18 protein-coding genes and 2 pseudogenes are annotated in these 22,215 nt (G+C 41.6%); 3 read left to right on the top strand and 17 right to left on the bottom strand.

All coding sequences use genetic code 11. The features are described 5' to 3' along the window. Positions 1–250 precede the first annotated feature (250 nt). Together VIG27_RS15900 and VIG27_RS15895 are read right to left on the bottom strand one after the other, a co-directional pair. Positions 251–904, bottom strand: a complete 654-nt coding sequence (locus VIG27_RS15900; RefSeq protein WP_394523551.1) for a type 1 glutamine amidotransferase family protein — start codon at positions 902–904, stop codon at positions 251–253. Positions 905–956: 52 nt separating this feature from the next. Next, the gene (locus VIG27_RS15895) at positions 957–1,451 is read right to left on the bottom strand and encodes a cysteine hydrolase family protein (RefSeq protein WP_394523550.1); all 495 of its coding nucleotides are present in this window, start codon (positions 1,449–1,451) and stop codon (positions 957–959) included. Between the two features lie 121 nt (positions 1,452–1,572). On the opposite strand from VIG27_RS15895, the gene VIG27_RS15890 reads away from it, so the two are divergent. Beyond that, positions 1,573–2,505 carry a helix-turn-helix transcriptional regulator gene (locus VIG27_RS15890; protein WP_394523549.1) on the top strand — a complete coding sequence of 311 codons (933 nt, stop codon included), beginning with the start codon at positions 1,573–1,575 and terminating at the stop codon, positions 2,503–2,505. Positions 2,506–2,694: 189 nt separating this feature from the next. Then, positions 2,695–3,048 carry a helix-turn-helix domain-containing protein gene (locus tag VIG27_RS15885; RefSeq protein WP_394523548.1) on the top strand — a complete coding sequence of 118 codons (354 nt, stop codon included), beginning with the start codon at positions 2,695–2,697 and terminating at the stop codon, positions 3,046–3,048. 80 nt (positions 3,049–3,128) lie between these two features. Here VIG27_RS15885 and VIG27_RS15880 read toward each other — a convergent pair whose 3' ends face one another. The 14 genes and pseudogenes from VIG27_RS15880 to VIG27_RS15815 form a co-directional block, all read right to left on the bottom strand. Next, on the bottom strand, positions 3,129–3,425 hold the full coding sequence (locus VIG27_RS15880) for a hypothetical protein (RefSeq protein WP_394523547.1): 297 nt from the start codon (positions 3,423–3,425) through the stop codon (positions 3,129–3,131). A gap of 249 nt (positions 3,426–3,674) precedes the next feature. Continuing rightward, positions 3,675–5,063 (bottom strand): relaxase/mobilization nuclease domain-containing protein, encoded by a 1,389-nt coding sequence (locus tag VIG27_RS15875; RefSeq protein WP_394523546.1) that lies wholly within the window; start codon positions 5,061–5,063, stop codon positions 3,675–3,677. Positions 5,064–5,131: 68 nt separating this feature from the next. After that, positions 5,132–6,799: an IS66 family transposase gene (gene tnpC / locus VIG27_RS15870; protein WP_394522698.1), complete on the bottom strand. Its 1,668-nt coding sequence runs from the start codon at positions 6,797–6,799 to the stop codon at positions 5,132–5,134. A gap of 104 nt (positions 6,800–6,903) precedes the next feature. Beyond that, the gene (gene tnpB, locus VIG27_RS15865) at positions 6,904–7,260 is read right to left on the bottom strand and encodes an IS66 family insertion sequence element accessory protein TnpB (RefSeq protein WP_394523545.1); all 357 of its coding nucleotides are present in this window, start codon (positions 7,258–7,260) and stop codon (positions 6,904–6,906) included. After that, complete coding sequence (gene tnpA / locus VIG27_RS15860) at positions 7,253–7,597, bottom strand: IS66 family insertion sequence element accessory protein TnpA (protein ID WP_394523289.1); 345 nt, start codon at positions 7,595–7,597, stop codon at positions 7,253–7,255. Before tnpA ends, tnpB begins: the two co-directional genes overlap by 8 nt. Positions 7,598–7,796: 199 nt before the next feature. Beyond that, on the bottom strand, positions 7,797–8,561 hold the full coding sequence (locus VIG27_RS15855) for a hypothetical protein (protein ID WP_394523544.1): 765 nt from the start codon (positions 8,559–8,561) through the stop codon (positions 7,797–7,799). A gap of 100 nt (positions 8,562–8,661) precedes the next feature. Further along, entirely contained in the window at positions 8,662–9,303 is a 642-nt protein-coding gene (locus VIG27_RS15850) for a hypothetical protein (protein ID WP_394523543.1), read from the bottom strand. A gap of 13 nt (positions 9,304–9,316) precedes the next feature. Next, positions 9,317–10,069, bottom strand: a complete 753-nt coding sequence (locus VIG27_RS15845; protein ID WP_394523542.1) for a Cthe_2314 family HEPN domain-containing protein — start codon at positions 10,067–10,069, stop codon at positions 9,317–9,319. 212 nt (positions 10,070–10,281) lie between these two features. Beyond that, complete coding sequence (locus tag VIG27_RS15840) at positions 10,282–10,566, bottom strand: CD1845 family protein (protein WP_394523541.1); 285 nt, start codon at positions 10,564–10,566, stop codon at positions 10,282–10,284. Positions 10,567–10,637: 71 nt separating this feature from the next. Continuing rightward, positions 10,638–10,973 (bottom strand): plasmid mobilization protein, encoded by a 336-nt coding sequence (locus tag VIG27_RS15835; RefSeq protein WP_394523539.1) that lies wholly within the window; start codon positions 10,971–10,973, stop codon positions 10,638–10,640. After that, positions 10,973–11,995, bottom strand: a pseudogene (locus VIG27_RS15830) (hypothetical protein); the annotation flags it as partial. The pseudogene VIG27_RS15830 and the gene VIG27_RS15835, both read right to left, overlap by 1 nt. Positions 11,996–12,113: 118 nt before the next feature. Next, the gene (gene ltrA, locus VIG27_RS15825) at positions 12,114–13,751 is read right to left on the bottom strand and encodes a group II intron reverse transcriptase/maturase (RefSeq protein WP_394523538.1); all 1,638 of its coding nucleotides are present in this window, start codon (positions 13,749–13,751) and stop codon (positions 12,114–12,116) included. Positions 13,752–14,344: 593 nt separating this feature from the next. Then, positions 14,345–17,352 (bottom strand): annotated as a pseudogene (locus VIG27_RS15820) (SNF2-related protein). Between the two features lie 2,279 nt (positions 17,353–19,631). Then, positions 19,632–19,979, bottom strand: a complete 348-nt coding sequence (locus VIG27_RS15815) for a TnpV protein (RefSeq protein WP_394523536.1) — start codon at positions 19,977–19,979, stop codon at positions 19,632–19,634. A gap of 910 nt (positions 19,980–20,889) precedes the next feature. Between VIG27_RS15815 and VIG27_RS15810 the strand changes: the two genes are divergently transcribed. Further along, positions 20,890–21,942 (top strand): hypothetical protein, encoded by a 1,053-nt coding sequence (locus VIG27_RS15810; protein ID WP_394523535.1) that lies wholly within the window; start codon positions 20,890–20,892, stop codon positions 21,940–21,942. A 51-nt stretch (positions 21,943–21,993) separates the two neighbouring features. Here the strand turns inward: VIG27_RS15810 and VIG27_RS15805 are convergent, their stop codons facing one another. Next, positions 21,994–22,215, bottom strand: a complete 222-nt coding sequence (locus VIG27_RS15805) for a transposon-transfer assisting family protein (RefSeq protein ID WP_377144069.1) — start codon at positions 22,213–22,215, stop codon at positions 21,994–21,996.

The following is a 22,215-nucleotide window of genomic DNA, read 5'->3' as shown; positions in this document are numbered from 1 at the left end:
GATTGAGCATAAGTAAACACGGCGATACCTCCAAAGATACCGCCGTATCCTTAAAAGGGCGACTTTAATACACCCACCTTGTTTTGTTTTTTTAAAAAGAAAAACGGCGGCTTTGATTGTTACTTCAAAACCGCCGTTAGGCTACTTTATTCTGTCTAAGGCATAGCTACTCTGCTGCCACAACAACGGTTTTTTTTATTTCCGTTTTGTGCAGCGAGCAAATTTTAAGATTATTTGTTAGACATTCCGTTTATGACGAAGATGTATCAGTTTTCATCGATAGACGGCAAAGTTTGCATAGGGCGAAGAAATATTCAGGCTCTCCGGTACTGAAATAGTTACACCAAGCTTCCAATGTGTCTGATTGAAATACGCCCAAATGTTCAAGGATTTGCTTTGCCCACAACAAGCCACCGGTAGAAGCTGCGGTAATGAGGTTGTTGTCTGCTACAGATGAATTGTCGATATAAAAGCTTTTTCCTTTATAATTGGGAGAAACCATTTCGAGAAATCCTGCCCCATTACTGGTGTGCGGGCGATTATCTAAAATCCCGGCATTGGCAAGTGCGGCGGTGGCTCCGCAGATTGCACCCACCATGGCACCTGCTGACAGGAATTCACCTGCTTTTTCGATAATTACTCCATGCGTTGGGTCACTCCAAGTATTTGCACCCGGCAATAGCAATACACTTGTTTCACTCACAACCATTTCCTCAATCAAGCAATCCGGCATAATTGTAAGTCCACCCATTGTACGGATTGGGTCTTTTGAATAACTGACAGTTTTTAGAGATACACGCTGTGCATCTTTTTTGAAAAAGCGAGCGGAATTCAGCTCCGAAGTAACATATCCGAGTTCCCAGTCGGCTAAAGTATCAAGAACATACACATAAGTTGTAATCATAATTTCCTCCATTGTCGGTTTTTATAATTATTAATATTTTGCTTCAAAGATGTTAATTAGGTAATAAGTCACTTAAACTAATAATTTTACTGCCTTTGCTTTCATAATAGCGTAGCATTTCGTCAATTTTCCTTTTATCATAACTGGTAATGCAGTCCGATAAGACATCAACGCCATAATTTGCTTTACATAAGTTGTAACAGGTCGATTTAACACAAGCAACAGCATCTGCTCCTGCTATATAGAAATCACATATTTCATTATTATGAATAAAGTCTGCAAACTCCTCACTGGTTAATGCGTTTCCTTTGTATTTTGTAAAAATATTATTTGATACTATTTTCATGTCTGAAACTAATTCAGCTCCATGTGTATTGGGCTTAAAAGTTCTTGTGCCGCCTGATAAATTTTCATGCCTAATATAAACAACATGAATATCATTATTGACCGCCCAATCAACTGCTTTGTTGATGTTTTCGATGATTTTCTTATAATTCTTTGTAATATCATTTTGAATGTCGATTATTACTAATGCTTTTTTTTGCATAGTTTTATCCTCCTGATGCGTTGCTTGATTTGTTTTCTTTTTTATTGTATCATGTAATTGTTGACATCAGTATGGCAACAATCTAAAGTAATCAAAATAAATTGGGAAAGGCGGCAATCAGATGAAAGTAGACAGGCTTGTTAGTATTATTATGATACTTCTTAATAAAGAGCGTATTGGTGCACAGGAGTTAGCAGATATGTTTGAAGTTTCGCCTCGTACAATTTACCGTGATGTAGACACCATCAACATGGCGGGTATTCCTATTCGTTCAACATCTGGTGTAGGCGGCGGTTTTGAAATCATGGAGAAATACAAAGTTGATAAAAAAGTTTTTTCGACTGCCGACCTTTCCGCTATCTTGATGGGGCTTTCCAATTTTGCCAATATGATGCAAGGTGAGGAACTGGTAAACGCTCTTGCAAAAGTCAAGAGTTTTATTCCTGCTGACAGAGCAAAAGACATTGAATTAAAGGTAAATCAGATATGTATAGATTTAAGTCCGTGGATGGGTAATAGCAACATACAACCATATTTAGAAATTATCAAAGTAGCTTTGCAGGAAAGCAAGCTGCTGACCTTTGAATATATAGCCCATCATGGAAATAAATCTGCACGAACAGTCGAGCCGTATCAACTTGTATTAAAAAGTAGTCATTGGTATCTACAAGGGTATTGCAATATAAGAAATGATTATCGTCTATTCAGACTATCTCGTATGTCAAACCTACAGATACAAGAGGAAATTTTTACACCACGAGATTATCAAAATCCAACTTTAGATTTTGCAGAAATTTGGGAAACGATGCAAACAAAAATCAAAATCCGTATTCATAAATCTGTAATGGACATGGTTCTTGATTTTTGCTCTTATGAAGATTTTTCTCCAGATGGCAATGAGCATTACATTGTCAACTTTCCTTTCAAAGAAAAAGATTACTACTACAATATTCTTTTCAGTTTTGGAGATAAATGCGAGTGTTTAGAACCGCTACATATCCGTACAGAAATGAAGCGTAGAATACATGATATAGCTACCATATACGAAAGTTAATACATGACATAAGACGAAATAGCAAAGGACTTACCTTACCATTTTTATAAATTACTTGTTTTTATTTCTGTTGGGCGAATTTTAACCTATAAGATTTGATAATATGAAATTATACACTACTTAACATTAAATTATATTTCGTTCTCATATCAACACCCGAAATGTACAATGATATGGGGTGATATTAGAATGTACCAAGACGAAAGAAAACTGGATTTTAAGCCAATAGGTATGGCGATAAAAAAAGCTCGTGAAGCGAAAGGTTGGACACAAGAATACCTTGCACAACTGGTAGACCTTACGCCACGCTCTATTATGTACATAGAGAACAGGGGTCAGCATCCGAGATTGAACAAATTTTATCTCATTACTACCTTGCTTGGCATCTCGGTAGACCAGTTCTTTTATCCATACGATGAAGCTGAAGAAAGCAATCGCCGCAAGCAAATTGATGTACTGCTTAATGGAATGGAAGAAAAGGAGCTTATCGTAATGGAAGCCACAGCTCAAGGCTTGAAATCGGCACGGGAAACAACGGAATAATTAACGCTGTTTATCTGACCAAACAAACTGAGAAAAGTGCGACACATCTACATAGGTAATCGCACTTTTTCGTTGTTCTTTTATTCTCCACACCTATCATAGAGCTGTTTACATCGGCTCTCTATATCTGCAATTTCATCTTCGGTTAAGCTCCTGCGGTTATGGGTGAGCTGCTGCTCTGAAAAATCACGGTAGCCCTCCAGTAAGGCATCACGCAAAAGCTCGGGTGTTTTGCAATGCTCCACACCATACCATTGCTCGTCTTTTTCCTCCCAAATCATAACGGTGTACCCTCGTTTTGTTGTTACCACCTCGAAAACATCATCTTGATTTAGGTAATCGTTGAATACCTCTAAAACTTTTTCAAAGGTCAACATTTTTATCAGTCCTTTCCTGTTTTTGGTGTTCCTGCATAAGTAGCTTTTCTACTTAGTATTACCATCATAGTTAAAGTAAATCACGGTGTAAAGGATACGGATATTGTTTGCGAACAAAAGTGGCAAGCAGGGCATACGGGTGACCACCGTATGCTTTTGCTTGTTGGGGAGTATCCCCAATCCCCACTGAAACGATGATAAATCATCGTGCTACGCCCCATAAATGGTGCTGTAAAATCACAGGGTAGCTTATCGCTGATCCTGTGATTTTTCTTTTGTCTTTTGTTCCTGTTCCATTCCCAAAAGGCGGTCGATATTTGCCTTTGCAGTCAGAATATCTTTCATTTCTTTTCTTGCAGTATGGTACTTGCTGTAAGCCTTGTTCTTCACAGAAAATAGCTCATCACATTCAGCTTGCAGTGCTTTAATTGTGGGGAGCTTTTTCACACAAAGTTTCTCAAAAGCTGCCTTTGCAGCCTTATGCAATGTCAGTTCGGCACGGTGTTCTTCATGAAACTTTTTAGAGTAGCCTGCCTTGCGGTAGTCGGTGTAGACTGCTCGGGTTTTAGCATAATTTATGATGTGCTTTTTCAACACTTGTATTTCAGCCATACGCTTTTCGGCGGTCTTGATTTGCGTGTTCAGTTCTTCAAAAGTGGCAATACAATTCTTAGCCTTTTTCTCCAAGTCGGAGTAGGCAAGGAGCTTATGTTCCTGCAAAAAATTGACGGTCTGTGCCATTTGCTTTAAGTTAAAAATCTTTGCCCACTGTTCATAGCCTTTGCCCTTGCCCTGTTGCAATTTTGCCTGTATATCCACAAGGAGATTAACGGATTTTTCTTGCCGTATCGGTTGTTTAGAAGTAGTTTTTTTAACCCATTTTTGTTGGGCTTTACCCTCAATGATTGCCTTAATTTCATCTTCCGAATATCCCTCACCAAGAGAACGCAGACGGATAAACTTTTTCTGCTCTGCACCCTTAAATGCGTAGTGCTTACCACTTTTAATCTCATAACCTGCACTTTGCATGAGCTGTAAAAACTCGTCAAAGGTTTTTGGCTTTTGGGCAAGCATTTCATTTATGGTCTGTCTTAATTTATCGGAATGAGAGAGGGGCTTATTATCACCAAGCCACTTGCCGTAATGCTTTTTGGAACGTTTGGGATTTTCGATAATGGAAAGCCCATTTTCAAGACAAATGCGGTCAGATATTTTGGAAATCGACCGACCACTACCAAGAAAATCTCGAAACTTTTTTGTACAGTCAAGAGAGGTGGAATTAAAAATAATGTGATTATGAATATGGGCTTTGTCTATGTGAGTGGCAACGATAAAAGCGTGGTTGCCTTTGGTAAAGCTCATACCCAATTCATAGCCGATTTTATTGGCAAGCTCGGGTGTTATTTCCCCGGGTTTAAAGGCTTGCCGTATCTGATAGGCAATAACATTGTTTGCTTGTTTTCTGCCTGTAATATCATCATATTGCCGCTTAGAGAGCATAAACTCAGCTTGCACGGTTCGTGGGTCGCACTGGTAAGAGGACAGCAGTTCGCCGTCATTTGTTTTGTCGGGATTTTTCGCATAATCGGTACGGTCAGCAAGGCAATCTACAATGGATTTTCCTTTGTTTTGGTGCATAGAAATGTAAATGGTAAATAACCCGTCCAGGTCAATAAGTTCGCCGCCCGATTGGGGCGGCGGTATATTTACCGTGTTTTTAGTTTTCTACATCGATCTGGCAATTCATCTGACCAAGGCATTAATTCTGCCAGTTTGTTTTCTGGAACATTATTCCTTGGATAGTGCATTAACTGTTCTAGCAGATATGAAAAGTACTCATACGGTTTAAGATTATTCGCTTTTGCTGTTTCAGCAATACTATATAAGGTAGCGCTAGCCTCTGCGCCGTTCTTCGAATCGATGATGTGCCAGCTGTGTTTACCAACACAGAATGAACGGACACTTCTTTCTGCATCATTGTTATCAAGAGGTATTTCCGGATCCTCCAGAAATACTCTTAAAAACTGTTCCTGATGGATGGAATAATTAAGAGCACCTGCCAGTTTTGAACTTTTATCCAGTCCCGTTTTACCGGCATACTCTTTTACCCACTCAAAATAAGCATCCACAAGAGGCTTGACTGAGTTTTTTCTATGATCCAGCCTTTCCTCATCGAATGATTTTTCATACATATGATCTACATGATAGATTGCAGCAATTCTTTTTACTGCTTCAGCTGCTATTTTCTGTCCAGATGTGGAAGGGCCGTTTTTTCCACTGGCTTTTACAATCTCAGCGAATCGTCTTCTGGCATGAGACCAGCATCCGGCAACCTTCAGATCATCAGACCGTTCTTTCGCCAGGGTGTGATATACCTGATAACCATCTGTCACAAGAGTCCCTTTGTATCCTTTTAGGAATTCTCTTGGAGCGGCAGTTCCTCTCGTTCCTGGATACTCGTAAAGGAAAACCGGTGGTTTTTCTGAACTGCCAGGTGAATGGTAGATCCACATGTACTGCTTGCTTTTCTCCGGCATTACAAAGGGGGTCTCGTCACAGTGTATATGATGGCTTTTCATAATCTCTGCCTTCATCATGTCACGTACCGGGCCAAGATAGTATTGATAAATACGGATCAGCCAGCCGGCCATGTCTTGTCTTGGAATGTTAACATCATTTCTTAAAAACTCTTCAGAAAGCCGGTTTAATGGTACTGCATTGACATATTTGGCGTTAATGATGGCGCCTGCCAGTTCCGGGGTAAGTATGCTGTGACTTAATAAACGCAGAGGAACCTCTGCGCGAAGAATCCCGCCGGTATCATGATTTCCGGCATATACTTTGATGTGATGCTCCAGTACTTCGAAGTGAGCCGGTACATACTTTAGCTCTTTGTATATTTCATCTGGCAGATTATGCCATCCCTTGGGGAAATGTTCTGAGAGCTCTTTTTCCGTACGTTCATGTGAAACGACGATAGTATCGATATCCTTCAGATTAATATCACGCTTTCCCTTGGAACGAGGCTTGCGCTTACGAACAAGGACTGTTTCCATATCCAGTTCTTCGGAAATTCCATTCTCAGTCAGTGACTCAGCCTCATTGAAGATACACAGATTTTCAAAGTCAAAAGATAATTGCCCTTCTGTCGGCAGAGTCTTCTCAGATTTCCTGCCAAACCGATTCTGTGTAAGAATGGAGATTTGTTCCTTCATACTTTCAACTTGATGGAGCATCTGCTCATTCTGCTTTTGAATGGTAGTATTCTGCTCCGAAATAAGCTGGAAACTTTCATGCAGCTGCAAGTATAGCATAACAATCATATCTTTAGAGAGATTATTCAGTTCATCCTTAGTAATAGTAATCTTTTCCATAGGATTATTATACCATGAAAAGCTCTGAAATTCAGTATATTTCTGGTGTTTTTTAGCTTTAGGATAAAGGATTTAGCTGTCAAGATACTTTGTATAGTCGGGAGTTAATAGATCTCCGGTTTTATCTTGGATATCCTCCTTTTCTGCTCAATGGAAAGCCCCTCCATCAGCCATCGGAATTGCTGGTGGGTAATTGATTGTGCTTCCTGAGTACTGCGTGGCCAGTTTAGATGACCGTTTGTTAGTCTCTTATATAAAAGCAGCCAGCCGTCACCCTCATACAAAAGTGCTTTCATCCGGTCTGTTTTTCTTCCGCAAAACAGGTAAATACTTCCGGGTTCCGTTGGATCAAGCCCAAAAGAGCCACTGATGATAGCTGCCAGTCCATCCACCCCTCGGCGCAGATCCACATATCCAGTACAGATATAAATGTGCTTAAAACCAACAGCATCATTAAGCATTACGAACCACCTTCAGCACTCTGGAGAGAAGTTCCATTGAAGTTGATTCACTAACTCCCAATATAGTATTTCCAATAGCAATGGTCATTTGATAAGTAGAAAGATTTTCACTTATTGAAACAGGAACAGTTTTTTCCTGGAGAGTCGGCAGTTCAACAAAGCTGTTATGTATCAGAGCAGCTTCTTTTACTTTTCTTAGCCAGTAGTAATAGGCATGACGTGATAGCTGGTGCTGTTCACAGTATTCATTGACGTTCAGACCACTTTGACAACGGTCTTTAATAATTCTGGTCCACTCACTGAGTCGGATCTGGTTGGTTGCAAGTCTTGTGTCCATGTGGAGTTCCTCCTTGAGTTCTGTGTGAAAGTTTGTTAGAAACTTTTTCAACTTTACACCATTATCTCAATTTTATGAGGAATCCAAAAGTAGACGAGTTATTTACCATTTACATAGAAATTAAGCGTGTAGTAGCGATAATAACACCTCCTTTTAGGCAAGAAAAAAAGCCTGTACACTAAAGTACAGACCTTTCAAATTATTTTTCAAGAGCTCGTGATAATTTTTGTTGCAAATCATAGGCATGTTCATATTCTATATACTCAATACTACCGATATCGCTGACTGCCTTTGTATTTTTATCTTTTATAATAATTACTGGTTTACCAAGTCCGTATGCTAACCCTTGTTCCAGCATGACATTTGGATTTAAACTGGATATGTTTATAATAGCAAGGCTACAAGACTGAATTTCTCTGCAAATTTTACACATAATATCTTTATTACTCAGTTCGTTATCTGCCTTGAAGTGTTCATACCCTAAGCTATCAAGAGCGGGAACAATTCCGTAATTGTAGCTATCAAGGTATTCATTTGAAAATGGCATTGCTATAAATACTCTGTTTCTTTTTAAATCAGGATTAACAGGACACCCATCCACACATAATTTAAAACACTTACGCATTTGATGTGAAGGAGTTTGTTCTTCCAACTTACTCAAACGTTCCCTTTCAATATCTGACTCTATTTTATTCGCCAGTGCCTCAATAGCAGAAATATAATATTGAATTGTCGCTTGTCTAATGGTTTTTTGGGTTGAGGACAAATCATTTTCGCTCAAGGTCATTTTAGTAATTCGCAGTTCCGACAAAGCGTTATATTTGTCTAAAAGAGCATTATATTCGTTTACCCAAGTTGAATAAACATTTGTATATACATACTCGTTGGCTTTTGTATATATTTCAGCCTTGCTTTTTAAGTTTCTAATCTCATATACTAAAGCCTGCATTTTTTCTACATTCATATATTCTAACCCCTTTTTGAGTAATTATAGCACACATACGATGTGAATTCATCAACCGCCTTTGAACATCACTTAGATACCAAAAGCTGAGTGTCAAAATTTAAGATGATAGATATTCATCTGTAATGTGATAAATAAAGTCGAGTACTTCATATAAAAATGAGACACTTTCTTTTAAGGAGAGATAATCTATTGAATGACCATTTGTAAAATACAAATCGTTATCAGTACTAATTAAATATCTCCATACATCTGCATTTTGGTCTGTTTGTTTTTCGGAGGGGTTGGCTCTTTCAAAGTCTTTTTGGTCTGCCTCTTGAAATTCTTTTAGCAAAAGCCTTACTTTGGCTAAACTTATTCCCTCTAATGAGTAAGGTACAAAATTTTCTTTATAGGTTTTAACATTCTCCACTGCGGATTTATTATTGATAAAGCCATCAATGACTTCCTTTTTTACTTCATCCCAAAGGGTAAGCAGATTGTGTCCACCGCTTGGCAAGTTTCCACGACATCTTAAATAAATATGTTTCAGCGAAATTTCCAAACAGTGGCGATAGGAAAATAATATGGGGAATATGTATGTATCCAAAGTTTTTGGTGTTCCATTTTCCAGTGCTATTTCAACTAAGTCATCTGCGCTATTTTTGTATCCTTCTCTCAACCCATATAAAGCCAAATCCTTGTTTTGCCAACCAAAGTGTGCCGATTGTTCCATATTTCCACTGTCAAAAAATATTTTCATAGGTCACCTCATATTAGTTTTCCTCATCTTCCAAAGAGTTGATAATATCGTTTTCTATTTGGTCTAATATTTCTGTAATATATTTGGAAACAACAGTATAATCTTCAATTACTCTTTTTAACTGGAAAATTGGGTGGTGCTTTAAATTCATATCAAAGTCACTCATGACAGCAATATTCGGCGAATTTCGATGGGTCATTTTATTTCTAAGGTCATTAGCAAAGGAATGATTGCCTTTCCATTCTCCATCACAATCAGTATCATCATCTTGTTCAATGTATCTATAAATTTCTGTTGCATTAGTTTTGAAACTATTACTATGCTTGTTGGTAGGATTAAATATTTGTTTGTAATATACCTTTTCCTTGGGAATATCTATATCATAAAAAATCCTATATAACTGTGCTAACATATCCCATAAACTTGAAGTCCGAAACAAAGCATTTTCGATATAATAATAAGCTAGTTTTTCTTCTTCGGTATCTGTTCTTATTAAGCTGAAATTATTTCTTACTGTGTCAGAGTAAGAAAATTTAAGTGCGTTATCAAAGGAAAGTTTGATTTTCCAGTCTAAATCCATTAAAGTATCATGTATTGTTTTATACTGCATAAGTTTTCCAAATGGTGAGTCATTATCTTTTGCTGAAACTGAACCAAACAAAAATTTATCTTCGCCAAAAATTATCTTGAACCGTTGCTGATTGTATACTACACTTGAAATTTTGGTTTGAAAATAGAACATTTCTTTGTTTTTTTGTTCGCTCATAGTATCCCTCCCAATTAACTATTGATTAGATAATTATACCACGCACTTCCCGAAAGTTCATCAACAGCTTCTGAATACAGAAAAAGCAGAAGCCTGACCACAAAGTAAGGGTCGAGATAAACGGCTTCGCTACCCTTGCTTTGTGGTGGAACTCCTACCATATAGCAATTAAGGGGCGATAGCACACAAATGCTACCGCCCCTTTTTTAGTATCAAATAGCTTTCAGCCATTTGTTTAGACCGTCCACAGCACCGATGAGCCACGAAGCAAGCAGAGGTACTCCGTAAGGGCTGATAAGGTAGGCGGCAAGCATTGCTTTTAATCCTTCCCCGACTTCGCCAAGCAGTACCATGATAGCAAGTGCCAGTATGAACAGGAGAAGTGCCAAAACGGATAGTAGCATAGAGCTGAACACGCAGATAAACTGGCACACAAGCACGATAGCAGACAGGGCAAGGGTTATGGGGAACAGCAATATTTTTAACAGTATTCGCATAATACCGACCTCCTTTTCTTTCTTTGAGAAAAGCATAGCAGGTTTTTATCTTTCTGTCTATGATACGAATTTCAAATCGCCGCAAGCCGGAGCATAATTTCCTCCGCAGTTCCCCAAAGCCTGTCATAGCTTTTTCGCAAATCTTCAATGTCCTCACCATAAATACTGCCTGTTTCATGTACCCGTTTGGTGAGCTGATTTAGACTGTTACTTGTTACCCTCAGCACTCGCACAAGTTCCCGAACATCGGCAGTATCAAGGTGAATGATAAGCCCGTCAATCGCCATTTTTCGTAAGTAGGCTTCGGTGTTTTTTGTGCCAAGCTCCTGCATTTTCTGCTCAATCAGCTCTTTTTCCTGTTCGGTTACTCTAAGCTGAATACGGATATTTCTCTGTCTGTTCGCCATCACCTTTCCTCTCTTTCTGCCTTAGATTTTTTAGGTGTTGTTGTGGATTTTGGAGTCTGCTGCTTTAAGCTCTCCAGTATGGACGGTCGAGCCTGTTTGGATACCATTGCCGTATCCCTCGAGGGGGCAGAACGCATGGCACTCATGTTAAGCTCTTTGTCGAGAACAGCAAGCCGAGCTGTCTTTTCCTTTAGCTCCTGTTCCTGCATAAACGGTTTTTCTACCTCAAGCTTTGCCGCCGCCTGCTGATTATAGAGGTTTTCAAGCTCCTTTTGCACCGACTGTAACCGCTGTGGCATATTGTTTAGAGCATTGTCGATACGAGTAAGGTTGCCCCTTGCATCAAGCCCGAGCTTTGCCGTGTGGCTCATTGCCCCCTTGAGGGTAAGAGTGTGTTCGTTGCCAAAAGCGGCATAGCTTAAATACATGGTAAAACCTTTGTAACTGCCGATTTCCACAGGGTCGCTGTTCTTTATCTCCTTGCAGGCTTCGAGAATAGCCGCCCCTGCATTGTCTTTGTCGGTGAGGGTATCTCCTTTAATAGTAATCTTAAAATCATCTTTAGGCAGCTCACCTTGCAACACTTTTGGGGTATGGTCTGTCAGTGTCACAATATCCTGTTCAAAGCCCTTGATATAGCTCTTATGCCGTTCAATGCTTTCGGGGAAATGCTTTAACAGGTTATCTTCCAAGCGGTATTTTGTACTTTGGTGACTGGCTTTTAAAAGCTTCAGCTTTGCTACCTCAATATCCAAGTCCATCTTTTCCTTTATCAAGGGATTTCCTGCACACAGAGCCTTGATTTCCGCATAAGAGAGGGCGGCTTCGTCTATGTCCTCACAGGAACGGACAGGAGATTTTGAGGTCATTATCTGACTGATGAATTTTTGCTTGTTTTCCACCGTCTGCCAAAGGTAGGCATCAAAGGTGTCCTCTGTGACATAGCGGAAGATTTTTACTTGCTCGTTGCTGTTGCCTTGACGGATAATTCTGCCCGAGCGTTGGGTTAAATCCCCCGGACGGTCGAGTAGGTCAGCGGTATTACTACCGCCTTCCCCTCTAAGAACCGTGCATGAGAGTTTCCCCTCACACGGCTCAAGCAATTCAAAGTCTCTGCCAATACAGAGACCGGCTAGTTAACTAACGATTTTCTTTGTAGCATTTGTCATGCACGAGATAACGGACAATCTGACCATTTTCTTTTTGCTCCCGTACATTCCACTGTGTTTCAGCAGTTATCGGTTGCCCACATAGCGGACACTTACGTTCCTGCTTATTCCACATATAAAGTAAAGAGTTTCTACCTTTCAGAGACAGCAACATTTTATACGTCATTCGCTCCTCAAAGTAATCTTTCCACATGGTGTCAAACGGATTTGCTTCGCTTTTGATTTTCTTATGTCTCAAAATTTTAGTCTCAAAAGCATATTTCAACGGAAATATATCTTGCTTTCCGTTTTTGGTTAACTCCACAAGGAATCTCCACCGTCTTGTTTTGTAGAAATGAAAGTATTTGTTTGCAATCCAGCGTTTTCCCTTTTTGGGGTGCCGCCTTTTCGCCCACTTCCATAATTTGCGGAATATCTGGTCGTCCACTCTTTGGAATGTCTTTGAAGATGCTCCGCATCTGTAATAATTCGTCCAGCCTGTAATCTTTGGATTTAAGAGCCTTATCAAAGTTTCCTGCCTGCAAGATTTGTTACTGTCAATCGTGTAACGGATACCGTCTAAGAATTTCTTTACACATTTCTTTGATGGCTGTGTCAGCAGAACACCTTTAAACTTTTTGATATTGAAGCCAAGAAAATCAAAGCCGTCATCAATGTGTGTGATAACCGTTTTTTCTTCTGACAATTCCAATCCTCTTTCCGCAAGAAACTCTACCAGCATAGGTTTAATTTCTCTTTCCAAAACATCTTTCTCTGCACTTGTGATGACAAAATCATCAGCGTAACGTACCAGATTAACCATTGGTGAATATAATTTTCCACCTTTAGAATATCTCCTGTACTTCTGTGTAAGAATCGGCTGGATACCATCTAATGTCATGTTTGCAAGTGTTGGTGAAATAATTCCGCCCTGCATTGTTCCCTCCTCGGTTTTGAATAATTCTCCCTTGAAGATAACTCCGCATTTCAACCATTTCTTCAATATCCTTTTATCAGTTGGGATATTTGCAAGCAACCAATCGTGGCTGATATGGTCGAAGCACCCTTTGATATCGCCCTCTAAAATCCATTGTGGCGAATATCCATGTGACAGAACCGTATGGCACTGCTGTATGGCATCCTGACAGCATCTTTCTTTTCTGAACCCATAGGAATGAGGGTCTGCCGTCATTTCTGCCAATGGCTCCAGAGCCATCAGATACAATGCCTGCATTGCTCTGTCTTTCATTGTTGGTATTCCTAACGGACGTAACTTTCCATTCGCTATCTTTATAAATACCCTGCGTAATGGCTGTGGTTTATAACCGTTCCTCTTTAAATCCAGAACGGCTTCATACTTTGCTTTGTCAGTAGACCATAAAACTCCGTCTACTCCTGGTGTTTTTTTACCCTCGTTAGTTGTCACTCTTTTTACAGCGATTGCTTTTGCTGCGAAAGAATGTGTCAGCGTCCACTGCAAAGATTGTACTTTGCCGTGTCTGCCGTCTTTTCTAGCCTTTACAATACGTTCTTGTAGCTTTTTAACCTGTGCTTCACATTTCTTCCAGTCAATGGAGTTCCATGCAAAATCAAGGTCAGTAGCCGCACACGTTGTTTGATTAACGTTCATTTGCTTTGCTCCTTCCAAAAGTTCTATAAGTTTCTTGTAAAGAATTACCTAACGTAGAAGTCTGCACCCTTTCGGGTCAGGGCAAATCTTGAACCCCTATCCATTCCATTACAGAATGGCATTCGCTTTTTCTACAATCCTATACCTGCACCCCTATCGGTTTTCCTTACGGAAAACTTTCCTGCCTAAGCAGGAGAGATACAGGCTTACCTTGTTCCACATAGATAACATCGAGTAGGTTAGGCTCTGTCTCATTCACCGGCGGTGCTTATTATCCGTGTAATCCTACCATGGAGAGGATTATCTGACCGCTTCCCATTTTGGGCTGGAGCCTATCAGCATCTTTGGCTCGTTGGACGTTACGATGTTTAAATGACAGTTCACATATGTTAGCCATACTACTCAAGCCTTGCTCCCTAACCGCATTGATGCTCGCAGATTCGCTTTTGCCTCACGGCTTTGGCTTAACCACTTACGTGGAGGGCTACTTTGTCATGCCAGCTTCCTAACATTGTCATTGCTGACAAAGCAGGTGGCACTAGGCTACCGCTAACGGAATAGCGGGTTTAATCATTATTTCGTTAAACAATTATCTATGCGACTTCAAGTCGCACCCACGGACAATCAAGGTCATGGAGAGCCACGAGACGGTCTTGCACATTCATGCCGGCACCGCATTTTGCGGTACTGCCAAGCAGAACACGGACATCGCCGTTACGCATCTTTGCAAACAGTTCTTTTTTTCGTGTATCGGTATTGGCTTCATGGATAAAGGCTACCTCGGCGGCAGGCACACCCTTTGCGATGAGCTTTTCCCGTATATCCTCATAAATGCTAAACTGTGCCTGTGGAGCTGTCACATCATCGGGGAGAGCATCTTCAAGGGCATGGAGTTCCACACCGTTGATTGCACCGCCGCCTGCCTTTGCCACCTTATCGGCTTGCGGTCTGCCTTTCGGAGTAGAGAGGTCACAGAACAGGAGTTGTGTCAGCTTATCGTCCTTTCCGTCCTCCCATATACGCAGGATATTGTTTACACAGGTGTTTACCTTACTGCCCTTATCATCGGGCAGCAAGGGATTATCACTCGTTGGTCAAGCCCTAATTTTCGCCCGTCTGAGGTCACTTTCAGCATATTGTCAATAGAGGGGTCTATGCGGTCATTGTGTATTTTGGCAGCTCGTTCCGAAAGCTCCTGTACCAATTCCTGCTGTATTTCTGTGGGCTTTGCAACTACCGTTTCATAGATAACCTCGGGAGTTGGCAAGTTCAGCTCATCGGCGGTCTTGATGTCGGCAACTTCCTTGAACATGGACATCAGCTCGGGCAGATTGAAAAACCGTGAAAACCTTGTACGGGGGCGGTAGCCCTTGCCCTCGGGCGCAAGCTCATTTTGTGTGACGGTTTCTCCAAAGGTAGAAGCCCAAGCATCAAAGTGGAGAAGTCCTTTTTCTCTAAGAGTGTCATACTGCAAATACCGCTGCATGGTGTATAGCTCCACCATTGAATTGCTCACGGGAGTTCCTGTGGCAAATACCGTGCCTTTGTCCCCTGTCAGCTCGTCCATGTATCGGCACTTTAGAAACATATCGCTTGATTTTTGAGCATCGGAGGTAGAAAGACCTGCCACATTCCTCATTTTGGTGAATGTAAAGAGGTTTTTGTAGCTGTGGGCTTCGTCTACATAGAGCCTGTCTACACCTAACTGCTCAAAGGTAACAACGCTGTCTTTGCGTTCTCTCGCCTCAAGCTTTTTCAGCCTTTCAATCAACCCTTTTTTGGTGCGTTCAAACTGCTTGACGGTAAAGCCCTCGCCGCCGCTTGATTTTACTTCTCGTATGCCTTGCTCAATCTCGTCAATCTGCTCTCGGAGCAAGCGTTCCTGTCGTTCAAGAGAAACAGGGATACGCTCAAACTGGCTGTGACCGATAATGACCGCATCGTATTCGCCTGTGGCGATCCTCGCACAAAACTTTTTGCGGTTTTTCGTTTCAAAGCCTTTCTTTGTGGCAACAAGGATATTTGCCGCAGGATACAGTCTTAAAAACTCGCTTGCCCACTGCTCGGTAAGGTGGTTTGGCACGGCAAAGAGTGGTTTTTGACAAAGCCCAAGCCGCTTGCTTTCCATTGCCCCTGCAATCATTTCAAAGGTCTTGCCTGCACCTACTTCGTGTGCAAGCAGGGTGTTGTTGCCGTAGAGAATATGGGCAATGGCATTGATTTGATGTTCTCGGAGCTTTATTTGTGGGTTCATGCCCACAAAATTGATATGACTGCCATCATATTCACGGGGTCTTACAGAGTTAAAACGCTCATTGTAGAGCTTGACAAGGGTCTGCCGTCTATCTGCATCTCGGAATATCCAGTCCTTAAATCCGTCCTTGATAAGCTGTTGTTTTTGCTGTGCCGCTTCGGTTTCTTTTATATTGAGAACACGGATTTCCTTTCCGTCCGGCTCTGTTTTGGTATCGTAGATATGCACATCACGCAGATTTAGGGTGTCCTCAAATATCTTGTAGGCATTGGCTCGGGCAGTACCGTAGGTGGCATAGGCGGCAACATCATCATAGCTGATGGAGTTTTTGGCTGTTACGCTCCATTCAGCGGTGAAGTTGGAGTAATTAACCTTGATATTGCCTTGATTGCGGTATGGGGTATCAAAGAGTTCATACATAAACTCTTGCATATACTCTTTGTCAATCCATGTGCTGCCAATTCGCACCTCAATTTCGCTTGCATCTAAGTCTTTGGGCTGTGCCATTTCAAGGGCTTCTACATTGACCTTGTATTCCACAGAAGTTCGGGCGGCAAGCTCGGCGATACGCAGCTTTTCACGCACATTCCCCGACAAATACTCATCAGCGGTGACATAGTGGGACGGTGCATCGGTATTGTACAGCTCGGGAATACGGAAGATAACACCTTTAAGCTGTGTTGCAATTTCTTCCTCGGAAAGCCCTGTCAGCTCTGCCATAAAGGACATATCTACCTTTGCTTTTTCGGCAATGGAAACAGTAAGAGCTTCAGAGGGAGTATCCACGCTTGTAATTTTAGCGGATTTCTTAATCGTCCGTTTGGTGAACATATCCGCTTTGGCTTTGAGATTGCCTTCCTCGTCCACATCTTCAAGAGAGCAAAGGAGGTAGTAGGAATTGTCCTCACTAAAGGCAATAGAATTGCCACGGCTGTTAATCAGCCCATATTTTGATGTAAAGCTGTCATAGAGCTGATTTAACTTGACCTGTTCGGCTTTGATAACTTCATTGCTAAAGTCCTCAAGCTGATAATAGATAAGGTCTTGCACACACTCACGCAGCTCCACAAGCCCTGTAATGCGTTCCTTTGCGGTTTGGTTTAAGGCAGGCTTTACCATGCGTGAGTTTTCACGGAAGTAAACCTCACCGTCCACAAGGGCATAGGTGTGGTTTTTCACATTGGGGTCGGCAGGGATAGACACTTGCTCCGATATTTCTAAGTCGGGCAGATCCGCTTCGCTGATTTCGCCCTCCACATTTAAGACAGCCGCCCTTAACTGCTCAGAGAGGTCAGCTCCCTCTATGTGAACACAGGCACTTTCTTCCCCAAACTGACCGCTTACCATTTCCATGTTGCCGAGTATCATTTCGGGGTGGTCTGCAAAGTAGCTGTTTAGGGTAATGTCATTTTCATTGTAATCGAGGTGTATCCAATCCCTATCCACATCAATCGGTCTGTCACGCTTTTGCAGGAAGATAATATCACTGGTGACTTCCGTTCCTGCATTTTTGGCAAACGCATTGTTTGGCAGTCTGATTGCTCCAAGCAGTTCAGCCCTCTGTGCAAGGTATCGTCTGACCTCGGGGTTTTTCTTGTCCATTGTTCCCTTAGAGGTGACAAAGGCAACGATACCGCCGGGGCGGACTTTATCCAACGCTTTGGCGAAAAAGTGGTCGTGAATGAGGAAGTTTTGGCTGTCATAGCGTTTCTCGGTGAGCTTGTAGTTGCCAAAGGGTACATTGCCGATGGCAAGGTCGAAAAAGCTGTCGGGCAGCTCTGTTTTCTCAAAGCCTGTTATAGCAATATTGGCAGAGGGGTAAAGCTGCTTTGCAATCCTGCCTGTGATACTGTCAAGCTCCACACCATAGAGGTTAGAGCCTTGCATACTGTCGGGCAGCATACCGAAAAAGTTACCTGTGCCGCAGGCAGGCTCTAAGATGTTTCCGCTTTTAAAGCCCATTTGACCCACTGCATCGTAAATTGCCTTGATGACCGTTGGAGAGGTGTAGTGAGCGTTCAGCGTACTGGCTCTTGCCATGTCGTACTCGTCCTCGGTCAAAAGGTCTTTAAGCTGTAAATATTCGTTATGCCAGTTGTCTTTGCTTTTATCAAAGACTTCGGGTAAACCGCCCCAACCGACATACTGAGATAGGGTTTCCTGTTCCTCTTTGGTAGCAGGACGGTTTTCACGCTCAATGGTCTGCAAGGCTGTGATAGCGGCAACATTACGCTGATATTTTTCACGCTTGCTGCCCTCGCCTAAATGGGTATAAGTAATGCGGAAGTCGTCGGCTTTTTCCTGCACAGATTGGGTTTGTAGGTAACGCTCCAAAAGCTGTAGAAAGCTCTCCCGGCTTTCTGCTCTCAGCACAGGATAAAGCAAAGAGGGGTCACGCAGGGTAACATGATAATCAGTAATTTTCTCAATCAAAAAAGGCGTACCGTTTTCAAGATAGACGGTATCGCCTTTAGCGTAAGGGATAGGGGCAGTTTCAATTTGTGTTTCTCCGGCAGGGATAATCTGTTGAACAACCGCCAACATGGTTTTGTATTCCTCGGGAGTAAGCACATCATCGGCTTTGATGTTATTGGATTTGTTACCATAGGTGTCTGGGATAATAAATCTGTTCCAGTTGTTACCGTCCGTTTCAAACAATAACCGCTGTTGGCTGTCCTTATTTGGAACAAGCCCTTTTTCTGCAAAACGCTCCCATATTTCCTGTGTGGCATTGACCTCAACCGTTGCTAAATAGCTGCCCTTTTTCGCTTGAAAAAGGTCGGTGTTTTCAGCATCGTACATTTCTAAGGTCAGCTCTGCCGTGCTTTGCTCGGCAGAATGGCCAACCTCATCACTTGGGGTAAAAGCTCCTTCAGCTACAAGCTGTCCGATATACCTTTGCACCTTTGCCCACGGGAGTTCAAAGGATAAATCGCCTTTGGTAACGGTAAAGGCAGAGAGATTACCGCCAAACTCATTTTTCAGCCACCCGGCTGTACCACGCTCACGGCTGTGGTCTTGCATATAGGCAAGCATTCGGGTCTTGCTGTCCTCATCACCGTTCCATGCTTGCAATGCACTCTCAATATCGGCATTGGTAATTTCCGCAGGAATGATAGAGGGAGCTGCCTGCACAGGTGCATTTGCTTGTAATTCTGATGTTGGTGGAGTTGCAACATTTTCAAGTCCAACAGTAGCCAGTTGCTGTTCCTCATATTGTGCTTTTTCCTCGGCGGTCAAATATCTGTTTGCGGCTACTAAGGAACGGAGATGTTTTTCTATTTCTGTCCATTTAAGTGTGCTTTTTTTGTCTGTATCATAGTGGCTTATCATCATGCCTTTCGAGGGCTGATAGTCAATAAACCCTCTTGAGCCATCTTCAAAAGTATGACTGTGTCCGTACCACCCAAACTCATCTTTTATGAAGTCACCCGCCGCTTTTTCGTTGGGGTTTTTCTTGTAAAAGTCATAGACACGAAATTTGCCGCCCTGAGTGCCTGTGCCACGCTGTAACTCATATTCAATTTCACTGTGAGAAATAGAAAAAGCGGACTGACCTTGCGTTTTTACACGCTCCTGTCTGTCCGCTATCTGCTGTATTTGTTCTTGCTCTGAGGGGAATAAGGTTAGCTGTAAATAAGTTCCGTCAGTATCATTTCTTCCGCTTGGGCTTTGAGGTTGTTCATATGTCCTACCCACTCCATCTGCTGTGTCATCTTGTCGGGCGGTGTCTGTACTTTCTGCAAGTCTGCCATTATCTGCTCCAGTCGGCGGTTGGCTGTTTGGTCGATTTCTAATAGATGAGCTTGCAGCTTCTCGCTCAATAACAGGTGGTTGAACAGGGCTTTGCGGTGTTCCTCCAGATAGGTTTTCCTCATTCTGCCGTACTTCTCGAGCGGCTGTGTCGGCTGTTCTGTCAGTGTGATGTCGGGTATCAGATAATCCCCGTTCCTGCTGTAAGTTAGATTGTTCATGTTTGTTGCTCCTTTCACGCTCTGTTTTGATGATAGTAAGTGATATTTGTCTGAATACCTGTTCGCTTTGCTCACTGACTGCCGTACCCAAGAGGCTGACAGCAGCAGAGGTATTAAAGTCGAAGATTGGGAGAAAGTCCTCATGCTCAAAGTAGCTTTCCGTATCAAGCCCACACCGTTTCATTAAGGTGTAGGCAATGCTTACGGTGGCGGAATTTTCAAAGGCGATACGAAGATTATCCTCGTCATAGTCCTCTAAAAAGCTGTTTTCCGCAAAGTAGGGTATTTCCTCTTTGTGATTATCATAATACTCTTTCGCCAAGTCATTGGCAATGTTGTAAAATCCGTCTGTGAGGTTATCGCTGTACACACCGAATTTATCCTCGAGCATTTCTAAAATCGGCTGTTCATGGTGTTCCCCCATTTCCCAAAGAAAAGGGCGGCGAGAGTTTTCTCGGCCGCCCGTATCGGAAACATCAAATACATATTTCAGTTTTGGGGTTTCGCCTGTGGGGTCAAGCAGGGCAATGCCCGTAGAGCCACGGCGAACAAATCTCCCCATTTTGTTGTTCCAAAGCTCATAATCGGCACAAGCCGTTGCATCGGGTCTTTGTGCGTAAATCATAAGCTGCTCATGGTAAGGGTACTTATACAGCCGTCCTACGGTGGAAAGAAACCCTGTCCAGTTTGCAAGGCTGCTTGTTAAGCGAGTGGCGGTATCCTCTGCAAGCTGTGCAAAGGCTTGTGGTTTTATTGGCATAAAAATCCTCCTTTTTAAGATAAATTGATTAAGATGAGCAAGATTTTGTTTGCAAAAACCTCGTTGAAAATTTATCATAGGCACTATATAATTATTTTGATGAACTCAATAGTAGCATAGATGTAGCTGTGCAAAATATAACGGAGGTGCATGATGGAATTTTCAACTCGTCAAATCTTTAATGATAGTCATCCTGAATTGTTAAAAAATATAAAATTTGACTGCAATGTTAAATTAGCATATCGTCAAGACCCTAGTAATTTACATTGGATTACTGATGATAATGGATCTTCCTGCATATGCGAGCATTTCCCCAGTGAAGAGAAGCTCGCCAATCTCAAGGCTTCTTATAAAAATGCTTTTGAACTTATTATTATTGCAGATGATGAGCTAACTGCTCAAAATATAAATAGTTTAATTTATTCTGCAAGGCTCTTGTGCTATCCGGATGTTAATTTTACAGAGCATCATTTGCTCGAAGTCAGTACATCAAACCAATTCATAGCTTCTGGCGGTAATTTTTCTAAAGAATTCAAGCAAGGTGAAATATCTGACAGAATGATTTTGGCATGTTTAATAGCTTCACGTGCATCAAACAAAAACTTACAATATGCTTTAGAAAAATATAAATACAGTTTACATCTCGATTGGTTTACTTCTCATTCTGCAAGTCCAATGTATGGTAAGAAATTTTACACTGATGTAAGAGAGAACACTTCTCACATCAACTCCATATATGCCTTTTTGTGTGCATACACAATTATAGAAGAACTCGGTTTAGATATTAGGTCTTCTGCAAAAAATCCACGATTCATTAGGGGCACAAATGAGTGGAACAGTGTTGTTTTGAATGATATTGTTAAGCGTTTAAATGATGTGAAAATTAGTGCTGAAGATACCATTCCGTGGTTAATAAGAGGAGAACCCAGCCCTATGTATGATGAAATTAAACCACAGTTCACAAATAAAGCTGAATGGTACAATCCCGATAATAACGTGTTTGATTTAGAGCTTACAATCTATGAAGCTATCCACTATTGTAGCTATATTAGAAATTATTTTATAGCTCACAAAACAAATGATATTGTAAAGTACATAAATCCGTATGATATTCATAACATGCAAGACCTTGCAAGAAGATTGATACTATCAACATTAGGGGTTTGGGATATTATGCTTGATAAAGTAATTAAAATTGACTGAGCTATTATTGGTTATCCAAGAGGGTATTGTAATACCCTCTTGGATAAAAGTTTATTCATCAAAATCCGGAATAAGCTCACCCGAAAGACTTTCAAATTCCTCATCACTCATAGCTGACAGCTTATCCATCACCGTCTTGGTAAGGGCAAGCAGCTGGGTTTCATCTGCTGCAAGGTGGCTTTGCATTTCGGTAAGCTCGGACAGTAAATCCGTCCTCGAGCCTGTATTGTAAATGCACATCAAATTGCTTTCTTCCACTGTAAATCTGCTCAT

Origin of the sequence: Lacrimispora sinapis (assembly GCF_043633585.1) — a bacterium.
Lineage (GTDB): Bacteria > Bacillota > Clostridia > Lachnospirales > Lachnospiraceae > Lacrimispora > Lacrimispora sinapis.
The sequence above is the reverse complement of the archived record's forward strand: the minus strand, read 5'-3'. Positions and strand labels throughout refer to the sequence as shown.